This window comes from Thalassospira sp. A3_1 (assembly GCF_017744215.1).
Lineage (GTDB): Bacteria > Pseudomonadota > Alphaproteobacteria > Rhodospirillales > Thalassospiraceae > Thalassospira > Thalassospira lucentensis_A.
This window is the reverse complement of the sequence record NZ_JAGHQQ010000007.1, coordinates 24,735-50,346: the sequence shown is the minus strand read 5'-3', so window position 1 is coordinate 50,346 and position 25,612 is coordinate 24,735. Positions and strand designations below refer to the sequence as shown.

Below are 25,612 nucleotides of genomic sequence, written 5' to 3'. Positions count from 1 at the left end.
GAATGTTCTGGCCGGGGTCCTGTTCGTCCCCGGCCCTTCCCGATACAGAGGAGGTTGTCATGACAACAGACCAAATTCCGGCACGGGTCACAGCCACCGATGCGGCCATAGCCCTGATCCGGAAGCTCAAGGACATTCACGGGCCGCTGATGTTTCATCAGTCGGGCGGATGCTGCGACGGCAGTGCACCGATGTGCTTTCCGAATGGGGAATTCAAAACCGGCGATCAGGACGTGTTGCTGGGCGAGATTGAGGGCAGCCCGTTTTACATCGGACGCGCGCAATTCGAATATTGGCGTCACACACAGCTGATCATTGACGTCGTGGATGGACGCGGCGGGATGTTTTCGCTTGAGGGACCCGAAGGCAAACGCTTTCTGACCCGATCACGCATCTTCACCGATGACGAATGGAATGCACTGAAACACGCCAAACAAGGAAACGGGCAATCTAAAACAGAAGCAAGAACGTAAAGAAGATTACCAACGCAGATCTACCCGTGACATTGCGCGATCCCTGCCTCCCAAAGAGTCTGCTCCGCAATGTCTGAAGATGCCGGACGCATCTTCCCCTTGCCCGTCGCCATCCCCCCGAACAGGCGACGGGCTTTTTTTATCCCTATCGAAGCCATTAAAATTATTGCGAAAAAATCTGGAACAACGTCCCTACTGCATGTGTTCTGCAATTGGAAAGCGACCCCGGGACGCAAAGCGCCCGGAACTGAATTCCAACACAAAAGGAGCATCACATTATGCGACGCTCAATGATTACACTGACCGCCCTTTCCGCTATTGCCATGGGGACAGCCCCCGCGATGGCAGCAGGGCAGCAGAAAGAAAATCCGCAACTTCCCGAAACGACGCAGCAGTCGACGCAGAAAAATCCTGCGAGCCTTAACGAAGCGGAATCGGTGCATCTTTCGGGGACGGTAAAAGAAATTACCGATAACCAGTTCACAATGAACTACGGCAATGGCGAAATTGCCGTCGATATGACCGATTACACCTGGTTCGACCAAGGCTTCATCAAAGCTGGCGACAAGGTCCGCGTTAATGGTGAAGTTTCCGAAGGGTTCTTCACCGACAAGATGGTTGTCGCGACGTCGATCTTCCTCCCGGAACGCGGCGCCTATTACACCAATGGCGAGGATCGCACCGGCTTTGTGAACAATAGCGGCCTCGCAACAGGCGACGAATGGGTGACATTCACCGGCGAGGTCACGGAAATCCGCGAAGATGAAATTGCCCTGAATACCGGCAACACATCAATCACTGTCGATACCAGTGATGTGCCGGAAAACAGCGCCGATGGACAGGCCTATCAGAAAATCAAAACCGGGGATCGGGTTTCGGTCGCCGGGGAGATGGATGCAGCCGGCCTGTTTACCGACCGGGAGCTTGTTGCATCGTCGATTGTCGTCATGAATGACAGCGACACCTACATGCAGTAACCCGTTAAAGATAACCGTTACCTGAAGATATAAAAAAAGCCGACGCCGGGTAAACTGGCGTCGGCTTTTCTGTTCAGGATCAGGCCAAAATCACCAGAACCAGAAGTCCCAGCGCGCACAGCACCAGAAGCGATAGAAGGGCCGCGGCAATCACCCGCCCTCCGACATGCATGACGCTTCGGATATCGACACTTAACCCCAATGCCGCCATGGCAAGGATGGTCAGGAAGGATGATATCGTGCGCATCGGTTCCAGCACGATTTCGGGGATCAGACCAAACGAACGGGCCGCCATCATAGCCACAAACCCGACAATGAACCACGGCACCATCTGGGTCAGAGGCAGGCGAACCTCGCGTTTGCGCCCGCCCATCAGGGCAAGCGTAAAGATCACCGGGCCAAGCATCAGAACCCGGATCAGCTTGACGAGTGTTCCGACCTGCACGGCCAACACACCCGCCGGGGCGGTCGCGGCCAGAACCTGCGGGACGGCATAAACCGTCAGCCCGGAAAAAATGCCATATTGCGCGGCACTCAGGCCCAGCCCGACATGCACCAGCGGCAGGGCAAAAACAAACAGAACCCCCAGAACAGCGGTAAAGGCGATGGATGCCGCAACATCATCGGATTTTGCCGAAATCACCGGGGCGGTGGCGGCAATCGCCGAATTGCCGCAGATCGAATTGCCGCACGCCACCAGCATCGATAAATGCTTCGAAAGGCCAAGCGCCCGCCCGATATGGAAGCTTAAAAACAGGCTGGCACAAACCACCAGAACGATGGCCGCAATCAGGCCAAAACCCGCCTGCCCCAAGGCCTGCGCACTGATTGACGCACCCAGTAAAACAATCGCAATTTCAAGCACCGTCTTGCCACAAAACCGCACACCGTCATGAAACGGCTTGGCAAGGCCGAACACGGATCGCACCACTACCCCCAGAAGGATCGCAAAAACCAGACTTTCGATCCAGCCATGCCCTAGAAGGCTACGCTCCGCCTGCTCGACCAGCTTCGCGATCAACGCAATCGCCGTGGTCAGGAACAGACCGGGCAAAAGAGATTTCAGGTGCGCTTTAAAAAACATGATTTGCCTGTGAAATGTGACAGGCAGAAAATCACACGATCAATCATTTACATCCATCGAATAAAAATGGATATTTCATTCGATATTTTCGAATGAAATATGGATAGACGCCATGATGACGCTTGAGCAACTCGCCATCTTTGTTGCCGTGGCCGAACGCGAACATCTGACAAAGGCCGCCGATGCAATCGGCCTGACCCCCTCCGCGGTCAGTTCGGCGATCAAGAACCTCGAAGGGTTTTATGGCGTTGCATTGTTCCATCGGGTCGGACGACGGATCGAGCTTAGCGAAACCGGGCGGCTGTTTTTAAACGAGGCCAAGGCGACCCTGGCACGCGCACGCGCCGCTGAACTGACACTGGCCGAACTTGGCGGATTGCTGCGTGGTGAACTTAACGTCTATGCCAGTCAGACAATCGCCAGTTATTGGCTGCCACCCTTCTTGATGCAGTTTCATGATCAGTATCCCGGTATTGCCATCAATCTTACGATTGGCAATACCAAGACCGTGGCCGATGCCGTCCGTGGTGGTGCCGCCGATATCGGCTTTATCGAAGGCGACGTAAATGAACCCGTCCTTGCCATGCGCGAAGTCGCCGAAGACGCCCTGGTGATCGTGGTCGGGCCCAAGCATCCATGGGCCGATGGAAGGCCGCTAAGCGCGCAGGACCTTACAACCCAAAGCAGTTGGGTGCTCCGCGAAGCCGGTTCCGGCACAAGGTCTGAATTTGAAAATGCCCTGCGCCAGTCGGGCGTTGATCCGCAAAAACTTAAAATTGCCCTGACATTGCCGGCAAACGAGGCGGTGATTACCGCGGTTGAAACCGGCATCAGCGCCACCGCCGTTTCAAGCTTTGCCGTCAGTTCCCTGATCGCGCAGGGGCGGCTTTTCCGGGCAGCATTTCACATCCGCCCGCGGAAATTCATGATGTTGCGCCACAAGGAACGCCGCCAGACGCAAAGTTCGCTGGCGCTGGAAAAGCTTTGCCTTTCAACAAACGCATAATCGAATTTTTCCAGATCAAAATTGCGAATACGCAATGCACAATGCATGCGGGAACTTTATCTAATTGTCCTTATGAACACGGCCCCTGATCCTTTGTTTTCATGGGATCAGGCCATGTAATGAGCGATTTCGCATTGCAGCGAAAAACGCGGCCGGACAGGAAGGCTTTGCCTGACAAAAGGACCAACGCCAATGTTTGATCCCGATATATTGGCCCGCATACAATTCGCGTTCACCATCTCGTTCCACATCATTTTTCCATCCTTCACCATTGGATTGGCCAGTTTCCTTTTCGTGCTCGAAGCGCTTTGGCTGCGCACGCGCGATGATGCCTATCTGGCGCTATATAAATTCTGGCTGAAAATCTTTGCGCTGGCCTTTGGCATGGGCGTGGTTTCGGGCATTGTGATGTCCTATCAGTTCGGAACGAACTGGGGGCCGTTTTCGGAATTTACCGGCGGGGTTCTGGGGCCGCTTATGGCCTATGAAGTGCTAAGCGCCTTTTTCCTCGAAGCCGGTTTCCTTGGCATCATGCTGTTTGGCCTTAACCGTGTCGGACCGAAATTGCATTTCACCGCGACCACCATGGTTGCGATCGGCACCCTGTTTTCGGCCTTCTGGATTTTGTCGGCCAATAGCTGGATGCAAACACCCACCGGCCATATCATCGAAAATGGCCGGGCGGTTGTCGAAAGCTGGTGGGATGTGGTGTTCAATCCAAGTTTCCCGTACCGGCTTGTCCATATGGTTCTGGCGGCATTTCTGACCACCGCACTTGTTGTCGGTGCCGTCGGTGCGTGGCATTTGCTGCGTGATCGGGAAAACCGCGCGGCACGGATCATGTTTTCCATGGCAATGTGGATGGCGGCCATTGTCGCCCCGATCCAGATCGTCGCCGGTGACATGCACGGGCTTAATACCCTTGAACATCAACCGGCCAAGGTCGCCGCGATGGAAGGCCATTTTGAGACGCAGAATGGTGCCCCGCTGATCCTGTTTGGCTGGCCCGACATGGCGGCAGAGGAAACAAAATATGCCGTCGAAATCCCGAAACTGGGATCGATGATCCTGACACATGACTGGGATGGCAGGATCACCGGATTAAAGGATTTCGACCCCGAAGACCGCCCGAATGCGACCATCGTATTCTGGACATTCCGCATCATGGTCGGGCTGGGCCTTTTGATGGCGTTACTCGGCATTGCCAGCCTGTTCGCCCGGTGGCGCAAATCAATTTATAGCTGTACGTGGCTGCATCGCTTTGCCCTGATCATGGGGCCAAGCGGCTTTATCGCCATTCTGGCCGGGTGGTTCACCACCGAAATCGGGCGTCAGCCATGGGTGGTTTACGGATTGATGCGCACATCCGAAGCCGGATCACCGGTCGCCCCGGCCGCGATTGCCGGATCGCTTGCCGCATTCGTCATTGTCTATACCATCGTGTTCGGAGTTGGCACCGCCTATATCATCCGCGCGATGAACAGAGACCCGCGCTTTGCCCATGCGCCCAAGGGTGAAGTGCTGCGCGCCGGAAGCCGTCCGGTTACCGATCCCACCATCCCACAGGCAGGAGAATGATCATGGATTATCAACTGATCTGGGCCCTGCTGATTGCGGTTGCCGTTTTTGCCTATGTCACGCTTGATGGCTTTGATCTTGGCATCGGCATTCTGTTTCCCTTCATCAAGGATCCTGCCAAACGCGGCAGGATGATGAATACGGTTGCCCCAGTGTGGGATGGCAATGAAACCTGGCTGGTGCTGGGCGGTGGCGGGCTTTATGCCGCCTTCCCGCTGGCCTATTCATTGCTGATGACCGCGTTTTACATCCCGGTTTTCACCATGCTTCTGGCCCTTGTGTTTCGTGGTGTAGCGTTCGAATTCCGGTTCAAAAGCCGCGATCATCAAAAACACTGGGACTTTGCCTTTTCCGCCGGATCGATCATTGCTGCCGCCATGCAGGGTGCGATGCTGGGCGCCTTTATTGAAGGGATTGCGGTTGAAAATGCCAAATTCGTTGGCGGCCCGTTTGATTGGCTCAGCCCGTTTTCGGTGTTCTGCGCATCCGCCGTCGTGGTGGGTTATGCCCTGCTTGGCACCGGCTGGCTGATCATGAAGATGGAAGGCAATTTTCAGGGACGTTTGCGGGCGCTGGCAAAACCCGCCGTCATCTGGATGGCGGCCAATCTTGGCGTGGTGTCATTGATGACAAGCTATATCCACCCGGCTTATGCCGCGCGCTGGTTTGATATGCCAAACCTGTTTTTCCTCGCCCCGATCCCGATTATCACGGCCGGTTTGCTTTTCTGGCTTTGGCATGCGGTGGCACACCGGGAAAAGACGGTATTTGGCATTACGCTTGGGATTTTCTTCCTGTGTTATGCCGGGTTTGGCATCACGCTTTATCCCAATATCGTCCCGCCAATGATTGATTTCAGAACCGCCGCAGCCCCCGATTACAGCCTGTCCTTCATGCTGGTCGGTGCTGCCATCCTGATCCCGATCATTCTGGCCTATACCGCCTATGCCTATTGGGTGTTCCGCGGCAAGGTCGGCGATGAAGGATATCACTGATGTCCTTCACACCATCCCACAAAACCCGGCGTTTGCTTTGGTTTATCGGGCTTTATGCCGGGGGCATCCTTGTGATCGGGGCCGTGTCGCTTTTGCTGCGCAGCCTGATCACCGGGATTTCATGAAAATATCCGGTCACAAATATCGGATTTAATCGTCTATCTACTGACACTTATCAGCAACTCCGGCCCGGCAGCACGGTCCCCACCCCTGCCGGGCTTTTTTATTCGGGGTCGTTCTATTTCGCCAGATAATCGCTATCCGCGACCTTTTCCAGCCAATCGACCGGCGATCCGTTGACCGATTCCGCAATCGCGATATGGGTCATCGCGGTTTTGTCGGTCGCCCCATGCCAGTGCTTTTCACCCGGTTCGAACCAGACGATATCGCCGGGGCGGATTTCTTCGCGGGGTCCGCCTTCACGCTGCGCCCAGCCAAGGCCGCTTGTGATGATCACGGTCTGGCCTAACGGATGGGTATGCCATGCGGTGCGGGCACCCGGTTCAAACGTGACAATGGCCCCGCCGACACGGGCCGGATCGGTGGTTTGAAACGGGCTGTCGATCCGGACCGTACCAGTGAAGTAATCCGGCGATCCCTTGGTCGATGGTTTTGATGCGTTGCGTTGGATATTCATGATGATCCTTCGGCTTTGTTTCGCAATAATTCTTACTGATTGTGCACACGCCGGATCAGCAATGCCAAGCGTTCGATGCCGTCGCGAATACGATCGGCCTTTTCGGTCGCAAAGCTGAGCCGTGCGGTATTACGGCCCGTGTGATCACAGAAAAAGGCCTGACCGGGGACAAAGGCGACCCTGACATCGTGCAGGGCCTGTTCAAGCAACTGGCGGCTGTCGATATTTTCCGGCAGGGTCAGCCAGATGAACATGCCGCCTTCGGGCCGGGTGTAGGACACGGTTTCGGGCATGAATTCGTCCAGGGCGGCCAGCATCGTATCGCGTTTGGCGCGATAGGCATCGCGGATGGTATCCAGATGCCCCGGAAACAGTTTGCGCGCCGCACGAAGGGCGATTTCCTGATTGATGGTCGATACATGCAGATCACCCGCCTGCGTCATCAGCACAAGCCGTTCGATCACCGGACGCGGCGCACAGACCCAACCAATCCGAAGGGCGGGCACCAGCGTTTTGGAAAATGTACCAAGCTGAATGACGGTTCCGGCCTGCGGATCACCGTTGGTTTCATCAAGTGACAGCAACGATGGCAAAACATCGCCCTCGTATGACAGCTTGGAATAGGCTGCGTCTTCAAGGATGACCGCACCATATTTGCGCGCGATTTCGAGCACAGCCAAACGCCGTTCAAGCGTATAGGACCGCCCGGTCGGGTTCTGGAAATCCGGTGCCAGATAGGCAATGCGCGCGCCACGCTCAAAGGCTGCTTCGAGTTCGGCAATCACCGGCCCATCATCATCCATATTCACCCCGACATAGGTCGGACGGCGCATGGAAAAGGCCTGCATCGCGCCAAGGTAGCTTGGCTTCTCCACAACGATTTCGCGCCCCGGTTCCAGCAGCAGACGGGCAAGCATATCAAGCCCCTGCTGCGCGCCACAGGTAATCAGGATGTTATCGATCCCGCGCATCACCACCCCGCTGGCTGCCAGATCATCGGCAATCCATTGACGCAGGGTCGGCAGGCCTTCGCTGATGGAATATTGCAGGCTTTTGCGACCGGCAACCTCGTCGGTCGTCAGATCGCCATAGATGGCATTGAAATCGGCCAGCGGGAAAAGCGATGGATCAGGCACGCCCCCGGCAAAGGAAATGATTTCCGGCCGGTCGGCAACTTTAAGCAGATCACGGATTTCGGAGGCGGTAAGCGCACGGGCATCACGAACGATCAGGTCATTCCATTGGACAGTCATGGGGCTTCTCTTTTTAGGTCAGTGTTACTGCCATTATTTGGTAAGAAAGCCTGACCTAAATCAAGTTTATTTTTCTACAGATGCTAATTTTGAAATGAAATTACCTTTGAGCATTTCATTTGCCCGCATGTAATTCCGTTTCCATCCCCCTATCCCGCACCACCTGCCGGGCGGTTTTTGGCACCCTATATCCAATAAACAATCAACAATGCCAAAACGTCCCGAAGGTTATCATGACCGAATATGCAAAGTTTCAACCCTGGCTCGACTGGCTTGATCAGCGTTACGATGAAACGCTTGATCGCCTGAAATCGTGGTCGGCAATCAATAGCGGTACGGGCAATATCAACGGCCTTGACCGGATGCGTGATGCCATTCTCGATGCCTTTGCCGAACTTGATGCCCAAACTGCGATCATAGATTTACCCGATAGCGAAGCAGTCGCCGCCGACGGCAGTATTGCACCGGTGCGCTATGGCAAGCTTTTGCATTTTTCCAAACGGCCACAGGCCCCGGTTCGGGTTCTGCTCTGCATTCATTATGACACGGTCTTTGCCATCGATAGCGCGTTTCAAACCCCGCGCCTGATTGATGAAAACACCTTGAACGGGCCGGGTGTTGCCGATGCCAAGGGCGGCATTCTGACGATCCTCAATGCGCTAAGCGCACTGGAACGAAGCCCGTTTGCCAGTGGGATCGGCTGGGATGTCATCCTGAACCCGGATGAAGAAACCGGCTCCATCGGATCGGCCCCTTTTCTGGCCGAATACGCCCGCGCCGCCGATTTCGGCATGCTCTATGAACCTGCACTGGAAGACGGCACCCTTGCCGGGGCACGCAAGGGATCAGGCAATTTTTCCGTTCGGATCAAGGGCCGCGCTGCCCATGCGGGGCGCGAATTCCATGCCGGGCGCAGTGCGATGGTCGCGGCAAGTGACTGCGTCATGCGCCTTGATCAGCTTAACGGCAAGATTGGCGAGGCCACATTCAATATCGGCAAGATCGATGGCGGCGGGCCGGTCAATGTGGTGCCCGACAATGCCGTCGTGCGCTTTAACGTCCGGGTTTCAAACCATGACGAACGCCATCAGGCCGAAGATGAAATTGCCGACGTCATTGCCGCGATCAATCAGCGTGACGGCATCACGGCCGAACTGCATGGCCAGTTTGGCCGCGCGCCAAAACCAATGGCTGGCAGGACCAAGGCGCTTTTTGAATGGGTGCGCGAGCTCGGTCATGACCTTGATCTGGACATCTCATGGAAGGCAACCGGGGGCTGTTGCGATGGCAACAATCTGGCCGAGGCCGGATTACCCAATATCGATACCCTTGGGGTACGCGGTGGCCTGATCCATTCCGATCAGGAATTTGTGAAGCTCGACAGTTTGATCGAACGGGCAAAGCTTTCGGCCCTGATCCTGATGAAAGCCGGTTCAGGCGATTTACCCGACGCATTGAAAAAGACGGAGATATAAAATCATGATGCGTGTCCGCCCCGCCCGTATGAGCGACCTTGACCGGCTGGTTGATCTGGCATCCTCGGCCAGCAAGGGCTTAACCACCCTTCCGGCCAATCGTGACGTGCTTGAAGCCCGCATCACAGAAAGCATCGAGGCCTTTGGGGCCGATATCGACGGCCCCGGTGGTGAAAGCTATTTCATGGTTCTCGAAGATACCGCCAATGGCAAAGTCGCAGGCACCTGCGCGATCTATGCCGGGGTCGGGTTATCAAAGGCCTTCTATAACTACAAAATCCTGAAACTGACGCAATATTCGCATGAACTGAATGTCACGGTGACGTCACGCCTGCTGACCCTTGTGAACGATTATCAGGGTGCTACCGAGGTGGGCACACTTTACCTTGACCCCGATTATCGCAAGGACGGCAACGGGCAGCTTCTGGCGCGGTCGCGATACCTGTTGATGGGGTGCTTCAAGGAACGGTTTTCGGAAATGGTCATGGCCGAAATGCGCGGCTGGCAGGATGAAAACGGCAAATCACCGCTTTGGGAAGCCTTGGGATCGCATTTCTTCAATATCCCGTTCCCCGATGCCGATTACATTTCGGGGATTGGCAATAACCAGTTCATTGCCGACCTGATGCCGAAATATCCGATCTATATCGAAATGCTGCCCAAGGCCGCACAGGACGTAATCGGCAAAACCCATGATGAGACGCGCCCGGCGCTGAACCTTTTGAAAAAGGAAGGTTTCCGGTTTTCAAATGCGGTCGATATTTTTGACGGCGGACCCTGCGTTGATGTCCGGTTTGATGACATCCGCACCATCCGTCATTCCAAAATCGCTACCATCCGCAAAATTATTGATCGCAGCCCGTCTATGGAACGCCATCTTGCCTGTACGCTGGAACTTCGCGGCTATCAGGCAAGCTGGCTTTATATGACGGTTGTGAATGGCACGCATGTCGATCTGGATCGCGATCAGGCCGAAATCCTTGGTCTGCGTGCTGGCGATCAGATCCGTTTTGTCACCGATTAATCCGCAGGAGCAGGCATCATGATGACCCAGAAATCAAATCCCGCCCTGTTCATCAATGGCACATGGCTAACCGGAAATGGCAAAGCGTTGCACGCAGAAAACCCGGCCAATGGTGACATCATCTGGCAGGGTAATTCCGCCAGCCCAGATGATGTTAACACCGCGATCATGGGGGCACGAAACGCCTTTCCGGCATGGGCAAAACGCGACCTGAATGAACGGATTGAAATCCTTGAACGGTTTGCCGGGTTGCTCAATGATCACAAGGACGCACTGGCACGCACCATCAGCCTTGATGCCGGAAAGCCGCATTGGGAAGCCCTGACCGAAATCGGCGCAATGGCTGGCAAGATTGCGATTTCGATCAAGGCCTATCATGATCGCACCGGCACCCGCCACGGCGATGCGCCGGGCGGCGGACAGGCGATCTTGCGCCATAAACCCCATGGGGTGGTTGCGGTCTTTGGTCCCTATAACTTTCCCGGCCACCTGCCGAACGGCCATATCGTCCCGGCCCTTCTGGCGGGCAATTGCGTGGTGTTCAAGCCATCCGAGCTAACCCCGCTTGTCGCCGGGGAAACCGTAAAGCTCTGGCAACAGGCCGGATTGCCAAACGGGGTTTTGAACCTTGTGCAGGGCGAACGCGATACCGGCATTGCCTTGGCCGAACATCGCGGTATCGACGGGTTGTTCTTTACCGGCAGTGTGCCGACCGGACGCCATTTGCATCATGCCTTTGCCGGGCAGATGGACAAAATCCTGGCGCTGGAGCTTGGCGGGAATAATCCGCTTGTGATATGGGACGCCGCCGATCTCGATGCCGTCGCCCATCATACCGTCATGTCGGCCTTTATCACGGCGGGGCAGCGTTGCACCTGTGCGCGCCGCCTGATCGTGCCATCCGGCGCAAGGGGCGATGCAATGATCGCCGCGATCAATGATTATTGCGACAGGCTGATGGTCGGTGCGCCCGATGATGATCCCGAACCCTTTATGGGGCCTGTGATTTCCAACCGGGCTGCCGATGACCTTATGGTGGCACAGGCGAAACTTGTTGCCGATGGGGCCAAAATCATCCGCGAAATGACGCGTCCCGATCCTGCCCGCCCGTTCCTGACACCGGGTCTGATTGACGTGACCGATGTAAAGGACCGCGCGGACGAGGAACTGTTTGGCCCGTTCCTGCAAATCATCCGGGTCGATCACTTTGACGACGCGATCCGTGAGGCCAACAATACCCGTTTTGGCCTTGCCGCCGGGTTGCTGTGCGATGATGCCAAACTTTGGCAACGCTTCATCCACGAAAGCCGCGCCGGGATCGTCAACTGGAACAAGCAACTGACCGGCGCATCAAGTGCCGCCCCGTTTGGCGGTATCGGCGAAAGCGGCAACCACCGCCCGTCGGCCTACTACGCCGCCGATTATTGCGCATGGCCGGTCGCAACCCTTCAGACCGACAAACTGGTCGCCCCCGATGCCGCCCCCAAAGGAGTCCGCCCATGACCCGATACGCCATCGAAGCCAATTTTGACGGTCTGGTCGGCCCGACGCATAATTATGCCGGGTTAAGCTTTGGCAATGTCGCATCAACCAGCAACGCCAGCACCCTTTCCAACCCGAAAGCCGCAGCCCTTCAGGGCCTGACCAAGATGAAGGCCCTGCATGACATGGGCTTTGTGCAGGGCGTGCTGCCCCCTCATGAACGCCCGCATGTCAAGACCCTGCGAGATGTTTTCGGCTTTGGCGGATCGGATGGCGATGTTCTGGCCTCGGCCTGGAAAACCAATCCAAACCTTGTTCTGGCGGTATCATCGGCATCCCCGATGTGGACAGCCAATGCCGCAACCGTTTCGCCCAGCGGTGATACAGGCGATGGCAAGGTGCATTTCACCCCGGCCAATCTGTGCGCGATGTTCCACCGGTCGATCGAACATCCGGTGACAGGTCGTGCACTTGCCGCGACATTCGCCAATCCCGATCATTTTACCCATCATCCCGCCCTGCCCGGCACAGACCATATGGGGGACGAGGGGGCTGCCAACCATACCCGTTTTTGCGGCGATTATGGTTCGCGCGGGGTCGAATTTTTTGTCTATGGCCGCCACGCTTTTGATCCTGGCAAAACCCGGCCAAACCGTTATCCGGCGCGCCAGACGTTCGAAGCCAGCAGCGCGATAGCACGCCATCATGGCCTATCGGAAAACGGTGTCGTCTATGCGCAGCAAAACCCGGACCTGATTGACGCTGGGGTCTTTCATAATGACGTGATTTCGGTCGGCAATGCCAATGTGCTGTTCCATTACGAGGACGCCTTTGTCGACACGCCCGCCGTCATTGACGACATCCGGCGCAAGATGGACGGCATTGCTGATTTCACCAGTATTGAGGTGCCCAAAAGTGCGGTGCCGCTTTCCGACGTGATCAAAAGCTACCTGTTCAATTCACAGCTTTTACGCCTGCCGGAAAATGGCCAGATGATGCTGATCCTGCCGGCCGAGGCAGAAGAAACCATATCCGTCCGCGATTACCTTTATGACCTTATCGGCAAGGGCACCACACCGATCAGACAGATCAAGTTTTTCGATCTGCGCCAAAGCATGCGCAATGGCGGCGGGCCTGCCTGTTTGCGGCTCCGCGTTGCCTTGACCGATGCCGAACTTGCTGCCACCAATCCCCAAAGCCTGATCAACGATCAACGCTTTGGCGAACTGACCGGCTGGGTCGAAAAACATTATCGCGACCGGCTAAGCGCTGCTGATTTCCGCGATCCAACGCTTCTGAACGAAGTCCGCACAGCACTAGATGAGCTAACGCAACTTCTTGACCTTGGCCCGATTTATGATTTCCAGCACACCTAATTAGCATGCATCTACGGTGCTAATGGTTAAAGTAACGTCGGACGAATCTAACGTTTCCATGATGCGCTTTGTCCGTCAAAACTACCGCAACCACGGCTCCGATAGCTGCGAAAACCAGCATTGCAGCAAAACTATACCCAAAGAAATTCGCCATAATAATACTAGACAATATCGATGCGCCAATACCTCCGAAAAGCATGGCAGTTTTTATTTCACTTGAAGTACTTCCGTAGACCACCTCTGCTTGGCAACCGATACAGACCTTTACTCCATTCTGAGAAACATAATGGCAATGTGGGCAGGCAATTTCAGACATTTTTACCCCAAACTTAGAAATTAAAAAGTGATTCGAAAATTAAACTATCTTCGGTTGCAAAGGCAACGAGTTTCAACCGCAGCCACTGCTGTAAAGTCTACCAGCTTCAAAATTTAATACCGGACCAACCGTGGCAGAATAACCGGAATAACAAGCTTCACGCCCCACACAAAGTCCGGGAGACCCGCCATGTCGACCCCCTATGATACCGAACTCCTTAAAAGATCGGATGCGGCCAATATCCTGCATCCGGCATCCGTGGTTGCCGATGTGTCAAACAACGGCCCGGCCCGCATTTTTGTCGAGGGCAAGGGCGCGTTCATTACCGATACCGACGGCAACAGGATGCTGGACGGGGTTGGCGGGCTTTGGTGCATGAATATCGGCTATGGCCGGACCGAGATCGGCGATGCGATGAAGGCCGCATCCGATCAGATGGGCTATTTCCATACCTTTGCCGGGGCATCCAACCCGGCCCAGATCGAGCTGGCGGAAAAGCTGGTGGCGAAAATGCCCGCTCACATCACCAAGGTCTTCTTTGGCAGTTCCGGGTCGGATGCCAACGACACATTGATGAAGATCGTCTGGTATTATAACGGGCTTCGCGGCAAACCGGAAAAACGCAAGATCATCGCCCGCAAACAGGCCTATCACGGCACCACCATTGCCACCGCCAGCCTGACCGGGCTTGCATCCTTTCATCGCAATTTCGGCCTGCCGATCCCTGAAGTCAAACACACGTCGCTTCCGCATTATTACCGCGAAGCCAAACCGGGCGAGAGCGAAGAACAGTTTTCGGCCCGGCTGGCAAACGAGCTTGAAGACCTGATCATCGCCGAAGGCCCGGAAACGGTCGGTGCCTTCATTGCCGAACCGATCATGGGCGCTGGTGGTGTCATCACCCCGCCAAAGGGCTATTTCAAGGCCGTTCAGGCGGTTCTGAAAAAGCACGATATCCTGTTCATCTGTGACGAGGTTGTTTGTGGTTATGGCCGCACCGGGCACTGGTTTGGTCATCAGCTTTATGACATTCGCCCCGATATGATCGCCACCGCCAAGGGCCTGACCAGCGGCTATTTCCCGATGTCGGCAGCCTTTATCAGCGATGATATCTGGAAAGTCCTGCGTGACGGGTCGGCAACACTCGGCGCATTTGCCCATGGCTTCACCTATTCCGGCCATCCAGTCGGGGCGACCGTGGCACTGGCGAACCTTGCGATCATCGAAGGCGAAAATCTGGTCGCGAATTCGGCGAAAACCGGAGCCTATCTGCATGCGCGGCTTAACGACACCTTTGGTCATCATGCCCATATCGGCGAAGTGCGCGGTGTCGGCCTGCTGGGTGCCTTGCAACTGATGGCGGTCCGCGACACCAGAACCGGGTTCGATCTGAAACACAAGATCGCGGCGCGCTGTGCGGCAGCAATTGGCGATCATGGCGTGATTGTCCGCCCGCTTCCAACCGCCGACAGCCTGGCATTTTCCCCGCCCCTGACGCTTGACCGGCGCGAAGCCGACCAGATGGTCGATGCCATCAAAAAGGGGGTTGATCAGGTGATGGGTGAACTGAGTGCCGAGGAACGCAAGGGCATTGCGGCCTGATTTTCGCCCCCCCAAATCCTACCCCACTTGCCCGACCGGGATACTGGTCGGGCCGTTTTTTTATGTGTAAGGTGGCGCAAACAAGATAACGGCGACCCCGATGATCAAGATCGACGAGATCAACCTTAAAATCCTGCGCGCCCTTCAGGCCAATGCAAAGCTGACCAATCTTGCCCTTTCAAAGCTGGTGGGACTAAGCCCGAGCCCCTGCCTTGACCGGGTCAAAAAGCTTGAAAAGGAAGCGGTGGTCAAACGCTATCGCGCGGTGCTTGATATCGAAAAAATCTGCCCGCATGTCCGGGTCTTTGCCGAGGTCACCTTAACCGGCAAGACCGCCGCCGATTACAAACGTTTTGCCGATGCGGCCAAAACCATCCCCGAAGTCGTTGCCGCCTACCGGATTTCAGGACCGTATGACTATATGCTGTGCCTCGTTTGTCGCGATGTGCAGCATTATCATTCCCTGTCCGAAGACATGATCCACGGCAATCTTGGCATTACCAAATTCATCGGCCATGTCGCTTTGGCCCAGACCAAGGCCTTCAAAGGCTATCCGGTTTGACGTCCAGGCTTCATAGACCACAAAGAAAACACCCAAAGAACATATTTCCTTTGTACTAGAAAATATGTGGTTATCTTTTTTGTGTGATTTGGATAGATCGCGCTTGCATCAAAGCCGTTTCCATATTACCCATCAAAGCAACGTGAAATACATTTATAAACACAAATTTTGTGTTATTTTCCACCGTTTTGATTGATCGTCAGGAACGAGAATGCAGCCTAATCTGACCCATCTCCGCCAGCTTGAGGCCGAGAGTATTCACATTATCCGCGAAGTTGCGGCGTCGTTCGAACGGCCGGTGATGCTTTATTCCATCGGCAAGGATTCGTCGGTTTTGCTGCATCTGGCGCGCAAGGCATTTTACCCGGCCCCGCCGCCCTTCCCGTTGATGCATGTCGATACCACATGGAAATTCCGCGAAATGATCGAATTTCGCGACAAGGTGGCGGCGGAATATGGCTTTGAGCTGATTGTTCATATCAATCAGGAAGGCGTTGATCAGGGCATTGGCCCGTTCACCCACGGATCAAGCCTGCATACAGACGTCATGAAAACCCAATCGCTGAAACAGGCGCTGAACAAATACAAGTTCGATGCAGCCTTTGGCGGTGCGCGCCGGGATGAGGAAAAAGCACGCGCGAAAGAACGCGTATTTTCGTTCCGCACCGAAACCCATCGCTGGGATCCGAAAAACCAGCGCCCGGAACTTTGGGATATTTACAACGCACGGATCAACAAGGGCGAAAGCATTCGCGCCTTCCCGATCTCGAACTGGACCGAGCTTGATATCTGGCAATATATCTATCTCGAACAGATCCCGATTGTACCGTTGTACTATTCGGCCAAACGCCCGGTTGTTGAACGTGACGGCATGCTGATTATGGTCGATGACGACCGCATGCCGCTTAATCCGGGTGAAAAGCCGGAAATGAAATCGGTGCGTTTCAGAACGCTTGGCTGCTATCCGCTGACCGGTGCGGTTGAGTCCGAAGCCGCCACCCTGCCCGACATTATCCAGGAAATGCTGCTGACCCGCTCAAGCGAACGTCAGGGGCGCATGATCGACCATGATCAGGCCGGTTCAATGGAAAAGAAAAAGCAGGAAGGCTACTTCTGATGGCACACAAATCCGATCTGATTGCCGATGACATTCTCGGCTACCTGAAAGCCCAGGAAGAAAAAAGCCTGCTGCGCTTCATCACGTGCGGCAGTGTCGATGACGGCAAATCGACCCTGATTGGCCGTCTGCTTTGGGATTCCAAACTGATTTTCGAAGATCAGCTTGCGGCCCTTGAATCTGACAGCCGCAAGGTCGGCACCCAGAATGGCGAAATTGATTTCGCCCTGCTGCTTGACGGGCTTCAGGCCGAACGCGAACAGGGCATCACGATTGATGTCGCCTATCGGTTCTTTTCGACCGACAAACGTAAATTCATCGTCGCCGATACCCCTGGCCACGAACAATATACCCGCAACATGGCAACCGGTGCCTCAACCGCCGATGTCGCCGTGATCCTGATTGATGCCCGCAAAGGCATCCTGACACAGACACGCCGCCACAGCTTCATCACCTCGTTGCTGGGGATCAAGCATGTGGTGCTGGCAGTGAACAAGATGGACCTGATCGACTATGATCAGGCCAAATTCGACACCATTGTTGCGGACTATAAAGAATTCGCCAAAGACCTTGGCTATAGCTCGATCACGCCAATCCCGTTATCGGCCCTTCGAGGCGATAACATGATCGAAGCCAGCCCGAACACCCCATGGTACGAAGGCCCGACGCTGCTCGCGCATCTTGAAACCGTTCAGGTCGAACAGGATGCGATTGAAAAGCCATTCCGTCTTCCGGTGCAGTGGGTCAACCGCCCGAACCTTGACTTCCGCGGCTTTTCCGGCACCATCGCGTCGGGCATTATCAAGCCGGGCGATCCGATTGCCGTCACCGCATCGGGTCAGACCAGCAAGGTCAAGGAAATCGTCACCTTTGACGGCAACCTTGATCAGGCCTTTGCCGGTCAGGCCGTCACCCTGACCCTCGAAGATGAAATCGACATTTCGCGCGGCGATGTTCTGGCGCGTCCGGATGAACGCCCGGAATTTGCCGACCAGTTCGAAGCCCGTATCATCTGGATGCACGAAGATCATCTTCTGCCCGGTCGCCCCTATATCATCAAGATGGGCGCACAGGTCACCAACGCACAGATCAGCGACCTGAAATACAAGGTCAATGTGAACACGCTGGAACATATTGCGGGCAAGACACTGGAACTGAACGAAGTCGGGATTGCCAATATCGCAACCGACAAGGCACTGGCCTTTGATCCCTATGATGACAACCGCCATTCGGGCCGGTTCATCATCATCGACCGTTATTCCAACGCCACCGTTGGCGCAGGCATGGTCAACCATTCGCTTCGCCGTGCGACCAACGTCAAATGGCAGGAAATGGACATCAACAAAAAATCACGTGCCTATCAGAAAGGTCAGCAATCGGCCGTTCTGTGGTTCACGGGTCTTTCGGGTGCCGGTAAATCGACCATCGCCAACCTGGTCGAGAAAAAACTGCATGCCATGGGCAAGCACACCTACACACTTGATGGCGACAATGTCCGTCACGGATTGAACAAGGACCTTGGCTTTACCGATGCCGACCGGGTGGAAAACATCCGCCGCGTCGGTGAAACCGCCAAGCTGTTTGTCGATGCCGGGATCATCACGCTGGTATCCTTCATCTCGCCGTTCAAAAGCGAACGCCAGTTTGCGCGTAACCTTGTCGAAGATGGCGAGTTCATCGAAGTCTTTATCGACACCCCAATTGAAGTCTGCGAACAGCGCGACGTGAAAGGCCTTTATAAAAAGGCCCGCGAAGGCAAGATCGCCAACTTCACCGGGATCGACAGCCCCTATGAAGCACCGGAAAACGCCGAGATCACGGTCAACACATCCGATCAAACCGCCGAACAGGCCGCCGAGATCATCGTTGCCAAACTTGAGGAATTCGGTGTTCTGGGTGCGTGGTATCCGGAAATCTGATCATCTGGAAGGGTAAGCCTGCTAACGACCAAACCGGTCGATACAGATCAAAAAAACGGGAGCCATTGGCTCCCGTTTTTCGTTTCAATCGGGTTAGTCCAAGCCTCGCGACTAGCTGGCCTTCGCCAGAACATCGTGCGGATCAAGCACGAATTTCTTGGCCGCCCCCTGATCAAAGCTCTCATAACCCTTCGCCGCATCATCAAGCGAGATCACCTGCGCATTGACGATATCGGCAATCTTCAGGCGGTCATGCAGAATCGCCTGCATCAGTTGACGGTTATATTTGATCACCGGCGTCTGCCCGGTATGGAACGACTGCGCCTTGGCCCAGCCAAGCCCGAACCGAAGCGACAGACTGCCCTGCTTGGCCGCATCATCGACCGCACCGGGATCTTCGGTAACGTAAAGCCCCGGAATGCCGATGGAACCGGCAGCCCGCGTGATTTCCATCATCTGGTTAAGGACAATCGCCGGCTGCTCGCCGCCCGTATGCCCGCGGGCTTCAAACCCGACCGCATCAATGGCACTGTCCACTTCCGGGCTTCCGGTGATTTCGGCAATCATTTCGCCCAGACGGTCACTTTGCGACAGATCGACCGCCTCAAAGCCCATCTTTGATGCATGTGCCAGACGTTCCTTGTTGAAATCACCGACCATCACCACGGCCGCACCCAGGATACGCGCCGATGCGGCGGCGGCCATGCCGACCGGTCCGGCACCGGCAACATACACGATGGACCCGACACCAACACCGGCCTGCACCGCACCGTGGAAACCGGTCGGCAGAATGTCGGACAGCATCGTCAGGTCGCGGATTTTATCCATCGCCTGTTCACGGTCGGGGAATTTCAAAAGGTTGAAATCGGCATAGGGCACCATGACATAACGCGCCTGCCCGCCGATCCAGCCGCCCATATCGACATAACCATAAGCACCCCCCGCACGCGCCGGGTTCACCGTCAGGCACACACCGGTATCCTGCGACTTGCAGCACCGGCACCGCCCGCAGGCAACGTTGAACGGGACCGATACGATATCCCCGATTTCAAGCTGCTCGACGTCGCTGCCCTTTTCGATGATCTCGCCGGTGATTTCATGCCCCAGAACCAGCCCCGGCTCCGCGGTCGTGCGGCCGCGCACCATATGCTGGTCCGATCCGCAAATGTTGGTACTGATCACTTTCAGAATGACGGCATGGTCAAGCTTCCGGCCATTGGGCGATGCCATCACCGGATCGGCAATGTCACGAACCTCGACCTTGCCGGGCCCGACATACACCACACCTCTGTTGCTGCTCATCTGCTTCCTCCTCCGATTATATGAAGCCGGAATTACTTCCCGACCTTCCATTCCAATCAGCAGGCTCCTGCCCGGAAAACGGAGGACAAAAACCATCCTATGATTGCAATCACGGAGACTAGCAAAACCCGGAGGATATGGACTGAACGAATACGACGAATGGAGAGTACCATTGCGCACGGGGGGATGTGGTGGCGTGACAAGGGCGCGCTGTTAGCCGTCGTTTTTTGTTAGGGGTGGAGCAAGGTGATCAATGCGGATCAGGTTGATCTCGTGTAAGTGGTTGGGCTTTGGCGTGGTTTGGATTCTGGCTTTCGGGCCCTGAGCTGAGAACTCGCATGTACTTTTGGGCGGGGTGTTTTTACCTCTACACGCTTAAGTTTATGTCTTCGTGCTCTTAGTATGCGATATTGGATGTTCGTATTATATTTCGCACCGAGCTTGAAATGATCTTCGAAGACAAAGTCCGAGAGTCAACAGAAGCCAGACACCACACGGAAACAAGCTACGAATTTTTGGATAGGTCTGGTCGTGCAGAATTCCAACAAGTTCGCAATTTGCTTAATAGTTGGATTGAATTATTCCCGCCAGAAGAACGAGATGAGTTGGTTGCTAGGATTCGTAGCAATGACGAAAGACACTTCAACTCCGCCACTTTCGAGATGTTGTTGTTCGCCATTTTTACAAACCTTGGATGCCGAATTGAAGTCCACCCACGCCTCCCAAACGACAGAGCTTCGCGACCTGACTTTTTGGTCACCTATCCTGACGGCCAACGACTATATGTAGAAGCTGTTCTTGCCTCTGAATTTAGCAAAATTGAAGTCGCAGCGCGAAGACGCACCTCAGTGTTACTTGAAGCACTTGATAGTTTAGAATCACCGAATTTCTTCATTGGTTTCACCTCTCGCGGACATCCTGATCGCCCACCTTCCGGCAGAAAACTGAAACGTGCGATCAGCGATTGGTTGGCTCGCCTCGACCCTGACGCAGTTTCTGAAGAAATTGACAACGAACAGCCATTTCCCACGATGGTTTGGGAAGATGATGGATGGCGGATTGAAATAAATGCCTTTCCCAAGCGCGCAGAAAAGCGTGGCCTAGATACAAGATCGGTTGGTGCTATCTTCACTGGAGTCCAGTTTGCTAGCACTTGGAAGGCAATTCGCGATGCCGTTCGCCACAAAAGTGGGAAGTATGGAGACTTAGACCTCCCCCTTCTTATCGCTGTAAATGTCGAAACAATGTCCGTTGACCGCATAGATGAAGTGCAGGCTCTGTTTGGAGAGGAAGTATGTCTTTTAGATCCAGATAATCTTCAAGCGAACCCAAGAATGAGCCGCGAGCCAAATGGTGCTTGGGTTGGCCCACAAGGCCTTCAAAATACACGTGTCAGCGGCGTATGGATATTTGAGAATGCTTTGCCTTGGAACTTAACTTCTCGAAGAGCAGTAATTTATCATCATCCGGAACCTAGACAATCTTTGCCGCTACAACTTCGAGACTTTGATCATGCCCTCGCCGAAAACGAACGCGTTACGTGGGCAAGGGGCAGAAAAATTCGCGACGCACTTCAACTTTCGGAAAATTGGCCAGAAAAATAATCAATGATCGAGAATCCTGCGCCATTCTTGCCAACAGGCCACCTCGATCACCCGCTTCGGTGACTTCAGCAATGCCAAGAATTCCGGCAACCGATGGAGCCCGGACAAACTTCGGGCGCACGGGCCCCCACCGGTCCACCATCGACGGGCCACAGCTCAACGCTGCCCGCTGCTGCCATCGCTGCCGTTCCCGGCAGATTTAACTTATCCCTCCCCAACAAGACGCACCTCTCCCGTCATGACAAATGACCGGGTTAGTCCCCTTAGTCCTTGGGCAGAATCCCGCCGTAATGGCTCCGCCATCCGCCGATCCATATCCTGCGGAGCGCCCCGCCGCCCTGCCCGTGTCGATGCCCGCATCTTTGCCGCTGCATCCTGATCACCTCTTTCATCCAGCCCCAAACGCAAAAACCCGCGAGGCACAAGGCCTTGCGGGTTTCGGTCCGGGTGCATTTCTCCCGTTGACTTTTCTCTTATGCCATAAATAAAAGAACAAATCAAGAACTTTTTCACAAAATGCATCGGGCAGCAGGCACCGGACAGGATGCAGGATAGGGCTTCACGCAATCTGCGCGCGGGCTCACCCCCATGCCCGACTTTCGGCTTAAAACGTGCCACTGGCACCTTTTCTTGGCGCTCTCAGCACCATCTCTCGATCCGCGAAAATATCGGTTTTGTGAAAATTTCCCCCGCCCCCATTTCGCGATTGACAATCATTATTAATATCATTAGCGTGCCCGCAATAAATGAGCCATAAAACATTACAACAACCTTAAATATAAACCACATCTCTAACTGACAGAAGAATGTCAAACAGAGATATGCACTTAGCCGGGAAAGACAGGTGACGAATTTCTATTCAACAATAGAAACAAGGACATAGACCATGGCTGGAATCACGATCCAAAAAGAAGAGCAAACCCTGCAATCGCCCCTGTCAAAATCTGGTGCAAGACCGTCAACGCTTGCACAATCGCCACCAGCGCACGCGCTTTTCAATTGTCTGGTCAAGGAATTTGCCCTGCCCCAGGGTCTGATCCGCTATCAATGGCCCAAGGATCGTGATCGTCTTCCGGTCGAGATTACACATGCATCCGGTCACATTGTTCCGATGCATGTCTTCATGCCCGACCAATCCGAGTTCTTTGTGCTCGTTGACCGGAAATCCGGCATGGGAAGTCAGTATTATCTGTCGCATATCTACGGCAAGCTGCCCGGCGGACGATGGAAACAGCTCGACCCGGAACTGCTTGCCGCCCGCCTTCTGTCAAGCTGTGCAGCGCCAGAGACACCGGTCAATGGCGAGCTGCTAAAACAAATTCAGTCCAGCATCACGCTGAGCGAAGAAATCGCCCTGCATGCCGAAACCGTAAAGCCCGATCCCTTCCGCGACTATATCGCAAGCGAGCAGAACTTATGGTTCGGTCACCCGTCCCATCCGGCCCCGAAAGCACGGCTTTGGCCAAATAACGCACCCGTTGCCCGTTACTCGCCGGAATTTTCCCCGCAGGTGCGGATGCATGTGCTTGAGGTCCCGTCATCCGGGCTGAATATCCGAACCGATGACACCAGCCATTCAGACGTGCTGGACGGCATCGCGGATCAAAGCAACTGCCCGCCGGGATATGCACGGATTTCACTGCACCCTGTTCAGGCCAGGCTTTTTCTTGGAAATCCTCGCGTGGAGCGACTGCTACGGGCAGGCATTATCCGCGATCTCGGTGAAACAGGTTTTCACGCCCGCCCCACCGCCTCGATCCGGACGATGTATATCGAAGGGCACGACTATTTCATCAAGGGCTCCTTGAATATCCGCATTACAAACTGCGTTCGCAAAAATGCGTGGTACGAACTCGAAAGCACGATCAGGATCAACCGCCTTCTTCGCGAACTGACCAGCACCGCCGCCGCGTCCACAGGAGGCATGAACCTGATTGAAGAACCCGCCACGATCAGCTGGAGCCCCGAAAGTGCTGATCCCGAAGACAGCATCTGGTTCCGGGAACAAACCGGCGCAATCCTGCGCCGCAACTTCTGCAAGACCGAAGGTGCCGAACAATGCGTGATCGCCGCCACCCTGTTTGCCCGCGATCTTGACCTGCAATCCAATTGCGCCCGTTACTTTGCCCGCTGGAAGCTTGACCAGGATGACCGCGCCAAACTCGAATGGTTTACCTGCTATCTGAAAGCACTTCTGAAGCCGGTTCTGTTCCTGTTTTACAATCACGGCATCGTCATGGAGCCGCATCTGCAAAATACGGTCATCGTCCATGAAAATGGCCATGTTGCCAGACTGCTTCTGCGCGATTACGAGGGGGTCAAGCTGACCTCGGACAAAGGGATCGCGCATATTGACGCAACCGTTCACCCGGCTGTCCGCCAATCCATGGAATATAGTCGAGAGGCCGGGTGGCGACGCATCAGCTACTGCCTTTTTGTCAATAATCTGAGCGAGGCCATTCTGGCCTTAAGCGAAAACAGTCCCGGACTTGCAAACACCATGTGGCAGCAGGTCCGTCGCGAACTTCACCAAATTTCCCGCGACCTTCACGGCCCGACCCCTGAGATTGATCAGTTGATCGCCAGCGGCGAAGTGGCCTGCAAAACCAACTTCAAAGTGCGACTGGCCGCCCAGGCTGATCGAGATGCCGGTTACGTCACATTGAAAGCACCGTGGCACAGCGAGGAATGCGATCATGAATAACACAGACATGTCCGGGACCGTCAGCGAAGCCGTGCTGAGCCGTTTCAAAGCGCTGGCCGAGGATACACCCGATCCTCTTGCCGCTTTTGTCTATGACCTGGAGGCACTGAAAAACCACGTAAATCAGGTCATGTCCGCGGTGCCCAAAGGGGTGGAACTTTACTATGCCATCAAAGCCAACAGCGAAACGGAAATTCTCGAAACCATTGCGCCACTGGTCGACGGGTTTGAAATTTCCTCGGGCGGGGAAATTGCCCGTATCGCGAATTGCAGCCTGACAAAGCCTTTCGTCTTCTCCGGACCGGGCAAGCTGACATCGGATATGGAATCCGCGATCAGAAAGGGCGTGGAATTCATTCATGTCGAAAGCATGCATGAGCTCGGCCTGCTGGATGCTGCCGCCCGTAAACTCGGCAAAACCCAGAATATCCTGATCCGCATCAATCCGGCCTTGCCCGAAAACATGCAGACAAAGCTGTCAATGGCCGGAACCGCAACGCCGTTTGGCATCGAAGAAGCCAGACTGCCCGAAGTAATCGCACTGGCGGAAAACTGCCCGAACCTTCAACTGAAGGGGTTCCACATTCATGCAATGTCTCATCAGACAGACAGCAGGCGTCATCAGACCCTGATCGATTTTTATCTGGGAAAATGGCCCGAATGGAAATCCCTGGCACGCGATCCTGGCACCCTGACGCATCTCAATGTCGGTGGCGGTATCGGCGTCAATTACACCGAAGCCGGGCAATTCGACTGGACCGGCTTCTGCCGGCATCTTGAAGACAGCTTGCGCAAAACCGAAAACCCGCCCCAAATCCGGCTGGAACCGGGGCGGTTCATCACCGCTTTTTGCGGATATTACGGAATTGAGGTTCTCGATATCAAGGAAAGCCACGCCCGTCGTTTCCTTGTATGCCGCGGCGGAACCCATCAATTCAGACTGCCTGCTGCCCAGAACCATAATCATCCTGTTCTTCACTTCCCCGATGCCTTGTCGCGCACGGGAAATGGGGCTGCTCAGTCTGGCATATTCGACATTGCCGGGCAATTATGCACGCCCAAGGATGTGCTAAGCCGAGACCGGGAACTGGAAAACGTAAAGGTTGGCAGCCTGCTGGTTCTGCCA

21 protein-coding genes and 1 pseudogene are annotated in these 25,612 nt (G+C 54.9%); 17 read left to right on the top strand and 5 right to left on the bottom strand.

The genetic code is table 11. From position 1 onward, the window contains the following. Window positions 1-59: 59 nt before the first annotated feature. Window positions 60-473 (top strand): DUF779 domain-containing protein, encoded by a 414-nt coding sequence (locus J7395_RS20485; RefSeq protein ID WP_209223550.1) that lies wholly within the window; start codon window positions 60-62, stop codon window positions 471-473. Between the two features lie 278 nt (window positions 474-751). Continuing rightward, window positions 752-1,450: a NirD/YgiW/YdeI family stress tolerance protein gene (locus J7395_RS20480; RefSeq protein WP_209223548.1), complete on the top strand. Its 699-nt coding sequence runs from the start codon at window positions 752-754 to the stop codon at window positions 1,448-1,450. 79 nt (window positions 1,451-1,529) lie between these two features. Here J7395_RS20480 and J7395_RS20475 read toward each other — a convergent pair whose 3' ends face one another. Then, entirely contained in the window at window positions 1,530-2,534 is a 1,005-nt protein-coding gene (locus J7395_RS20475; RefSeq protein ID WP_209223546.1) for a YeiH family protein, read from the bottom strand. Window positions 2,535-2,646: 112 nt separating this feature from the next. Here J7395_RS20475 and J7395_RS20470 point away from each other — a divergent pair, with 112 nt between their 5' ends. From J7395_RS20470 to J7395_RS20455, 4 genes are all read left to right on the top strand, one after another. Then, complete coding sequence (locus J7395_RS20470; protein WP_348541253.1) at window positions 2,647-3,540, top strand: LysR substrate-binding domain-containing protein; 894 nt, start codon at window positions 2,647-2,649, stop codon at window positions 3,538-3,540. 192 nt (window positions 3,541-3,732) lie between these two features. Beyond that, window positions 3,733-5,118, top strand: a complete 1,386-nt coding sequence (locus J7395_RS20465; RefSeq protein ID WP_209223544.1) for a cytochrome ubiquinol oxidase subunit I — start codon at window positions 3,733-3,735, stop codon at window positions 5,116-5,118. Continuing rightward, window positions 5,115-6,113, top strand: a complete 999-nt coding sequence (gene cydB, locus J7395_RS20460) for a cytochrome d ubiquinol oxidase subunit II (protein ID WP_209223542.1) — start codon at window positions 5,115-5,117, stop codon at window positions 6,111-6,113. Before J7395_RS20465 ends, cydB begins: the two co-directional genes overlap by 4 nt. After that, window positions 6,113-6,238 (top strand): DUF2474 family protein, encoded by a 126-nt coding sequence (locus J7395_RS20455; RefSeq protein ID WP_209223540.1) that lies wholly within the window; start codon window positions 6,113-6,115, stop codon window positions 6,236-6,238. The genes cydB and J7395_RS20455 overlap by 1 nt, the downstream gene beginning before the upstream one ends. A 113-nt stretch (window positions 6,239-6,351) precedes the next feature. Here J7395_RS20455 and J7395_RS20450 read toward each other — a convergent pair whose 3' ends face one another. Beyond that, window positions 6,352-6,750: a cupin domain-containing protein gene (locus J7395_RS20450; protein ID WP_209223538.1), complete on the bottom strand. Its 399-nt coding sequence runs from the start codon at window positions 6,748-6,750 to the stop codon at window positions 6,352-6,354. A gap of 32 nt (window positions 6,751-6,782) precedes the next feature. Further along, the gene (locus tag J7395_RS20445; protein WP_209223535.1) at window positions 6,783-8,003 is read right to left on the bottom strand and encodes a PLP-dependent aminotransferase family protein; all 1,221 of its coding nucleotides are present in this window, start codon (window positions 8,001-8,003) and stop codon (window positions 6,783-6,785) included. 233 nt (window positions 8,004-8,236) lie between these two features. On the opposite strand from J7395_RS20445, the gene J7395_RS20440 reads away from it, so the two are divergent. From J7395_RS20440 to astB, 4 genes are read left to right on the top strand one after another with little or no spacing between them, the layout of a single operon-like run. Continuing rightward, window positions 8,237-9,478, top strand: a complete 1,242-nt coding sequence (locus J7395_RS20440) for a hydrolase (RefSeq protein WP_209223533.1) — start codon at window positions 8,237-8,239, stop codon at window positions 9,476-9,478. A 4-nt stretch (window positions 9,479-9,482) separates the two neighbouring features. Continuing rightward, the gene (locus J7395_RS20435; RefSeq protein ID WP_209223531.1) at window positions 9,483-10,502 is read left to right on the top strand and encodes an arginine N-succinyltransferase; all 1,020 of its coding nucleotides are present in this window, start codon (window positions 9,483-9,485) and stop codon (window positions 10,500-10,502) included. A gap of 18 nt (window positions 10,503-10,520) precedes the next feature. Next, on the top strand, window positions 10,521-12,005 hold the full coding sequence (gene astD / locus J7395_RS20430; protein ID WP_247742330.1) for a succinylglutamate-semialdehyde dehydrogenase: 1,485 nt from the start codon (window positions 10,521-10,523) through the stop codon (window positions 12,003-12,005). Next, window positions 12,002-13,360 (top strand): N-succinylarginine dihydrolase, encoded by a 1,359-nt coding sequence (gene astB, locus J7395_RS20425; RefSeq protein ID WP_209223529.1) that lies wholly within the window; start codon window positions 12,002-12,004, stop codon window positions 13,358-13,360. The genes astD and astB overlap by 4 nt, the downstream gene beginning before the upstream one ends. Before the next feature lie 19 nt (window positions 13,361-13,379). On the opposite strand, the gene J7395_RS20420 is transcribed toward astB, so the two are convergent. Beyond that, window positions 13,380-13,676 (bottom strand): hypothetical protein, encoded by a 297-nt coding sequence (locus J7395_RS20420; RefSeq protein ID WP_139190028.1) that lies wholly within the window; start codon window positions 13,674-13,676, stop codon window positions 13,380-13,382. Between the two features lie 189 nt (window positions 13,677-13,865). On the opposite strand from J7395_RS20420, the gene J7395_RS20415 reads away from it, so the two are divergent. From J7395_RS20415 to cysN, 4 genes are all read left to right on the top strand, one after another. Next, window positions 13,866-15,278 carry an aminotransferase gene (locus J7395_RS20415; protein ID WP_209223527.1) on the top strand — a complete coding sequence of 471 codons (1,413 nt, stop codon included), beginning with the start codon at window positions 13,866-13,868 and terminating at the stop codon, window positions 15,276-15,278. Window positions 15,279-15,378: 100 nt separating this feature from the next. Beyond that, a complete protein-coding gene (locus tag J7395_RS20410) occupies window positions 15,379-15,840 on the top strand; it encodes an Lrp/AsnC family transcriptional regulator (RefSeq protein WP_062951983.1) in 462 nt (153 codons plus the stop codon). A 211-nt stretch (window positions 15,841-16,051) separates the two neighbouring features. Continuing rightward, window positions 16,052-16,957, top strand: coding sequence for a sulfate adenylyltransferase subunit CysD (gene cysD / locus J7395_RS20405; RefSeq protein ID WP_062951982.1), 906 nt, complete (start codon window positions 16,052-16,054; stop codon window positions 16,955-16,957). Continuing rightward, window positions 16,957-18,876 carry a sulfate adenylyltransferase subunit CysN gene (gene cysN, locus J7395_RS20400; RefSeq protein ID WP_209223525.1) on the top strand — a complete coding sequence of 640 codons (1,920 nt, stop codon included), beginning with the start codon at window positions 16,957-16,959 and terminating at the stop codon, window positions 18,874-18,876. The genes cysD and cysN overlap by 1 nt, the downstream gene beginning before the upstream one ends. 111 nt (window positions 18,877-18,987) lie before the next feature. On the opposite strand, the gene fdhA is transcribed toward cysN, so the two are convergent. Beyond that, window positions 18,988-20,178, bottom strand: a complete 1,191-nt coding sequence (gene fdhA / locus J7395_RS20395; protein WP_062953491.1) for a formaldehyde dehydrogenase, glutathione-independent — start codon at window positions 20,176-20,178, stop codon at window positions 18,988-18,990. Between the two features lie 446 nt (window positions 20,179-20,624). On the opposite strand from fdhA, the gene J7395_RS20390 reads away from it, so the two are divergent. From J7395_RS20390 to J7395_RS21120, 3 genes and pseudogenes are all read left to right on the top strand, one after another. Then, window positions 20,625-21,782: a hypothetical protein gene (locus J7395_RS20390; protein WP_209223523.1), complete on the top strand. Its 1,158-nt coding sequence runs from the start codon at window positions 20,625-20,627 to the stop codon at window positions 21,780-21,782. An 886-nt stretch (window positions 21,783-22,668) separates the two neighbouring features. Further along, entirely contained in the window at window positions 22,669-24,486 is a 1,818-nt protein-coding gene (locus tag J7395_RS20385; RefSeq protein ID WP_209223521.1) for an IucA/IucC family protein, read from the top strand. Further along, window positions 24,479-25,609: pseudogene (locus J7395_RS21120) on the top strand (alanine racemase); the annotation flags it as partial. The gene J7395_RS20385 and the pseudogene J7395_RS21120, both read left to right, overlap by 8 nt. Between the last annotated feature and the right edge of the window lie 3 nt (window positions 25,610-25,612).

What these genes read in the sequence shown, in the direction of transcription:
- J7395_RS20385 (WP_209223521.1), top strand. Translation starts at nt 22,669, where the DNA reads ATGGCTGGAATCACGATCCAAAAAGAAGAGCAAACCCTGCAATCGCCC.
- J7395_RS20470 (WP_348541253.1), top strand. Translation starts at nt 2,647, where the DNA reads ATGATGACGCTTGAGCAACTCGCCATCTTTGTTGCCGTGGCCGAACGC.
- cysN (WP_209223525.1), top strand. Translation starts at nt 16,957, where the DNA reads ATGGCACACAAATCCGATCTGATTGCCGATGACATTCTCGGCTACCTG.
- cydB (WP_209223542.1), top strand. Translation starts at nt 5,115, where the DNA reads ATGATCATGGATTATCAACTGATCTGGGCCCTGCTGATTGCGGTTGCC.
- J7395_RS20410 (WP_062951983.1), top strand. Translation starts at nt 15,379, where the DNA reads ATGATCAAGATCGACGAGATCAACCTTAAAATCCTGCGCGCCCTTCAG.
- J7395_RS20390 (WP_209223523.1), top strand. Translation starts at nt 20,625, where the DNA reads ATGATCTTCGAAGACAAAGTCCGAGAGTCAACAGAAGCCAGACACCAC.
- J7395_RS20445 (WP_209223535.1), bottom strand. Translation starts at nt 8,003, where the DNA reads ATGACTGTCCAATGGAATGACCTGATCGTTCGTGATGCCCGTGCGCTT.
- J7395_RS20440 (WP_209223533.1), top strand. Translation starts at nt 8,237, where the DNA reads ATGACCGAATATGCAAAGTTTCAACCCTGGCTCGACTGGCTTGATCAG.
- cysD (WP_062951982.1), top strand. Translation starts at nt 16,052, where the DNA reads ATGCAGCCTAATCTGACCCATCTCCGCCAGCTTGAGGCCGAGAGTATT.
- J7395_RS20415 (WP_209223527.1), top strand. Translation starts at nt 13,866, where the DNA reads ATGTCGACCCCCTATGATACCGAACTCCTTAAAAGATCGGATGCGGCC.
- J7395_RS20475 (WP_209223546.1), bottom strand. Translation starts at nt 2,534, where the DNA reads ATGTTTTTTAAAGCGCACCTGAAATCTCTTTTGCCCGGTCTGTTCCTG.
- fdhA (WP_062953491.1), bottom strand. Translation starts at nt 20,178, where the DNA reads ATGAGCAGCAACAGAGGTGTGGTGTATGTCGGGCCCGGCAAGGTCGAG.
- J7395_RS20455 (WP_209223540.1), top strand. Translation starts at nt 6,113, where the DNA reads ATGTCCTTCACACCATCCCACAAAACCCGGCGTTTGCTTTGGTTTATC.
- astB (WP_209223529.1), top strand. Translation starts at nt 12,002, where the DNA reads ATGACCCGATACGCCATCGAAGCCAATTTTGACGGTCTGGTCGGCCCG.
- J7395_RS20435 (WP_209223531.1), top strand. Translation starts at nt 9,483, where the DNA reads ATGATGCGTGTCCGCCCCGCCCGTATGAGCGACCTTGACCGGCTGGTT.
- J7395_RS20450 (WP_209223538.1), bottom strand. Translation starts at nt 6,750, where the DNA reads ATGAATATCCAACGCAACGCATCAAAACCATCGACCAAGGGATCGCCG.
- J7395_RS20465 (WP_209223544.1), top strand. Translation starts at nt 3,733, where the DNA reads ATGTTTGATCCCGATATATTGGCCCGCATACAATTCGCGTTCACCATC.
- J7395_RS20420 (WP_139190028.1), bottom strand. Translation starts at nt 13,676, where the DNA reads ATGTCTGAAATTGCCTGCCCACATTGCCATTATGTTTCTCAGAATGGA.
- J7395_RS20480 (WP_209223548.1), top strand. Translation starts at nt 752, where the DNA reads ATGCGACGCTCAATGATTACACTGACCGCCCTTTCCGCTATTGCCATG.
- J7395_RS20485 (WP_209223550.1), top strand. Translation starts at nt 60, where the DNA reads ATGACAACAGACCAAATTCCGGCACGGGTCACAGCCACCGATGCGGCC.
- astD (WP_247742330.1), top strand. Translation starts at nt 10,521, where the DNA reads ATGATGACCCAGAAATCAAATCCCGCCCTGTTCATCAATGGCACATGG.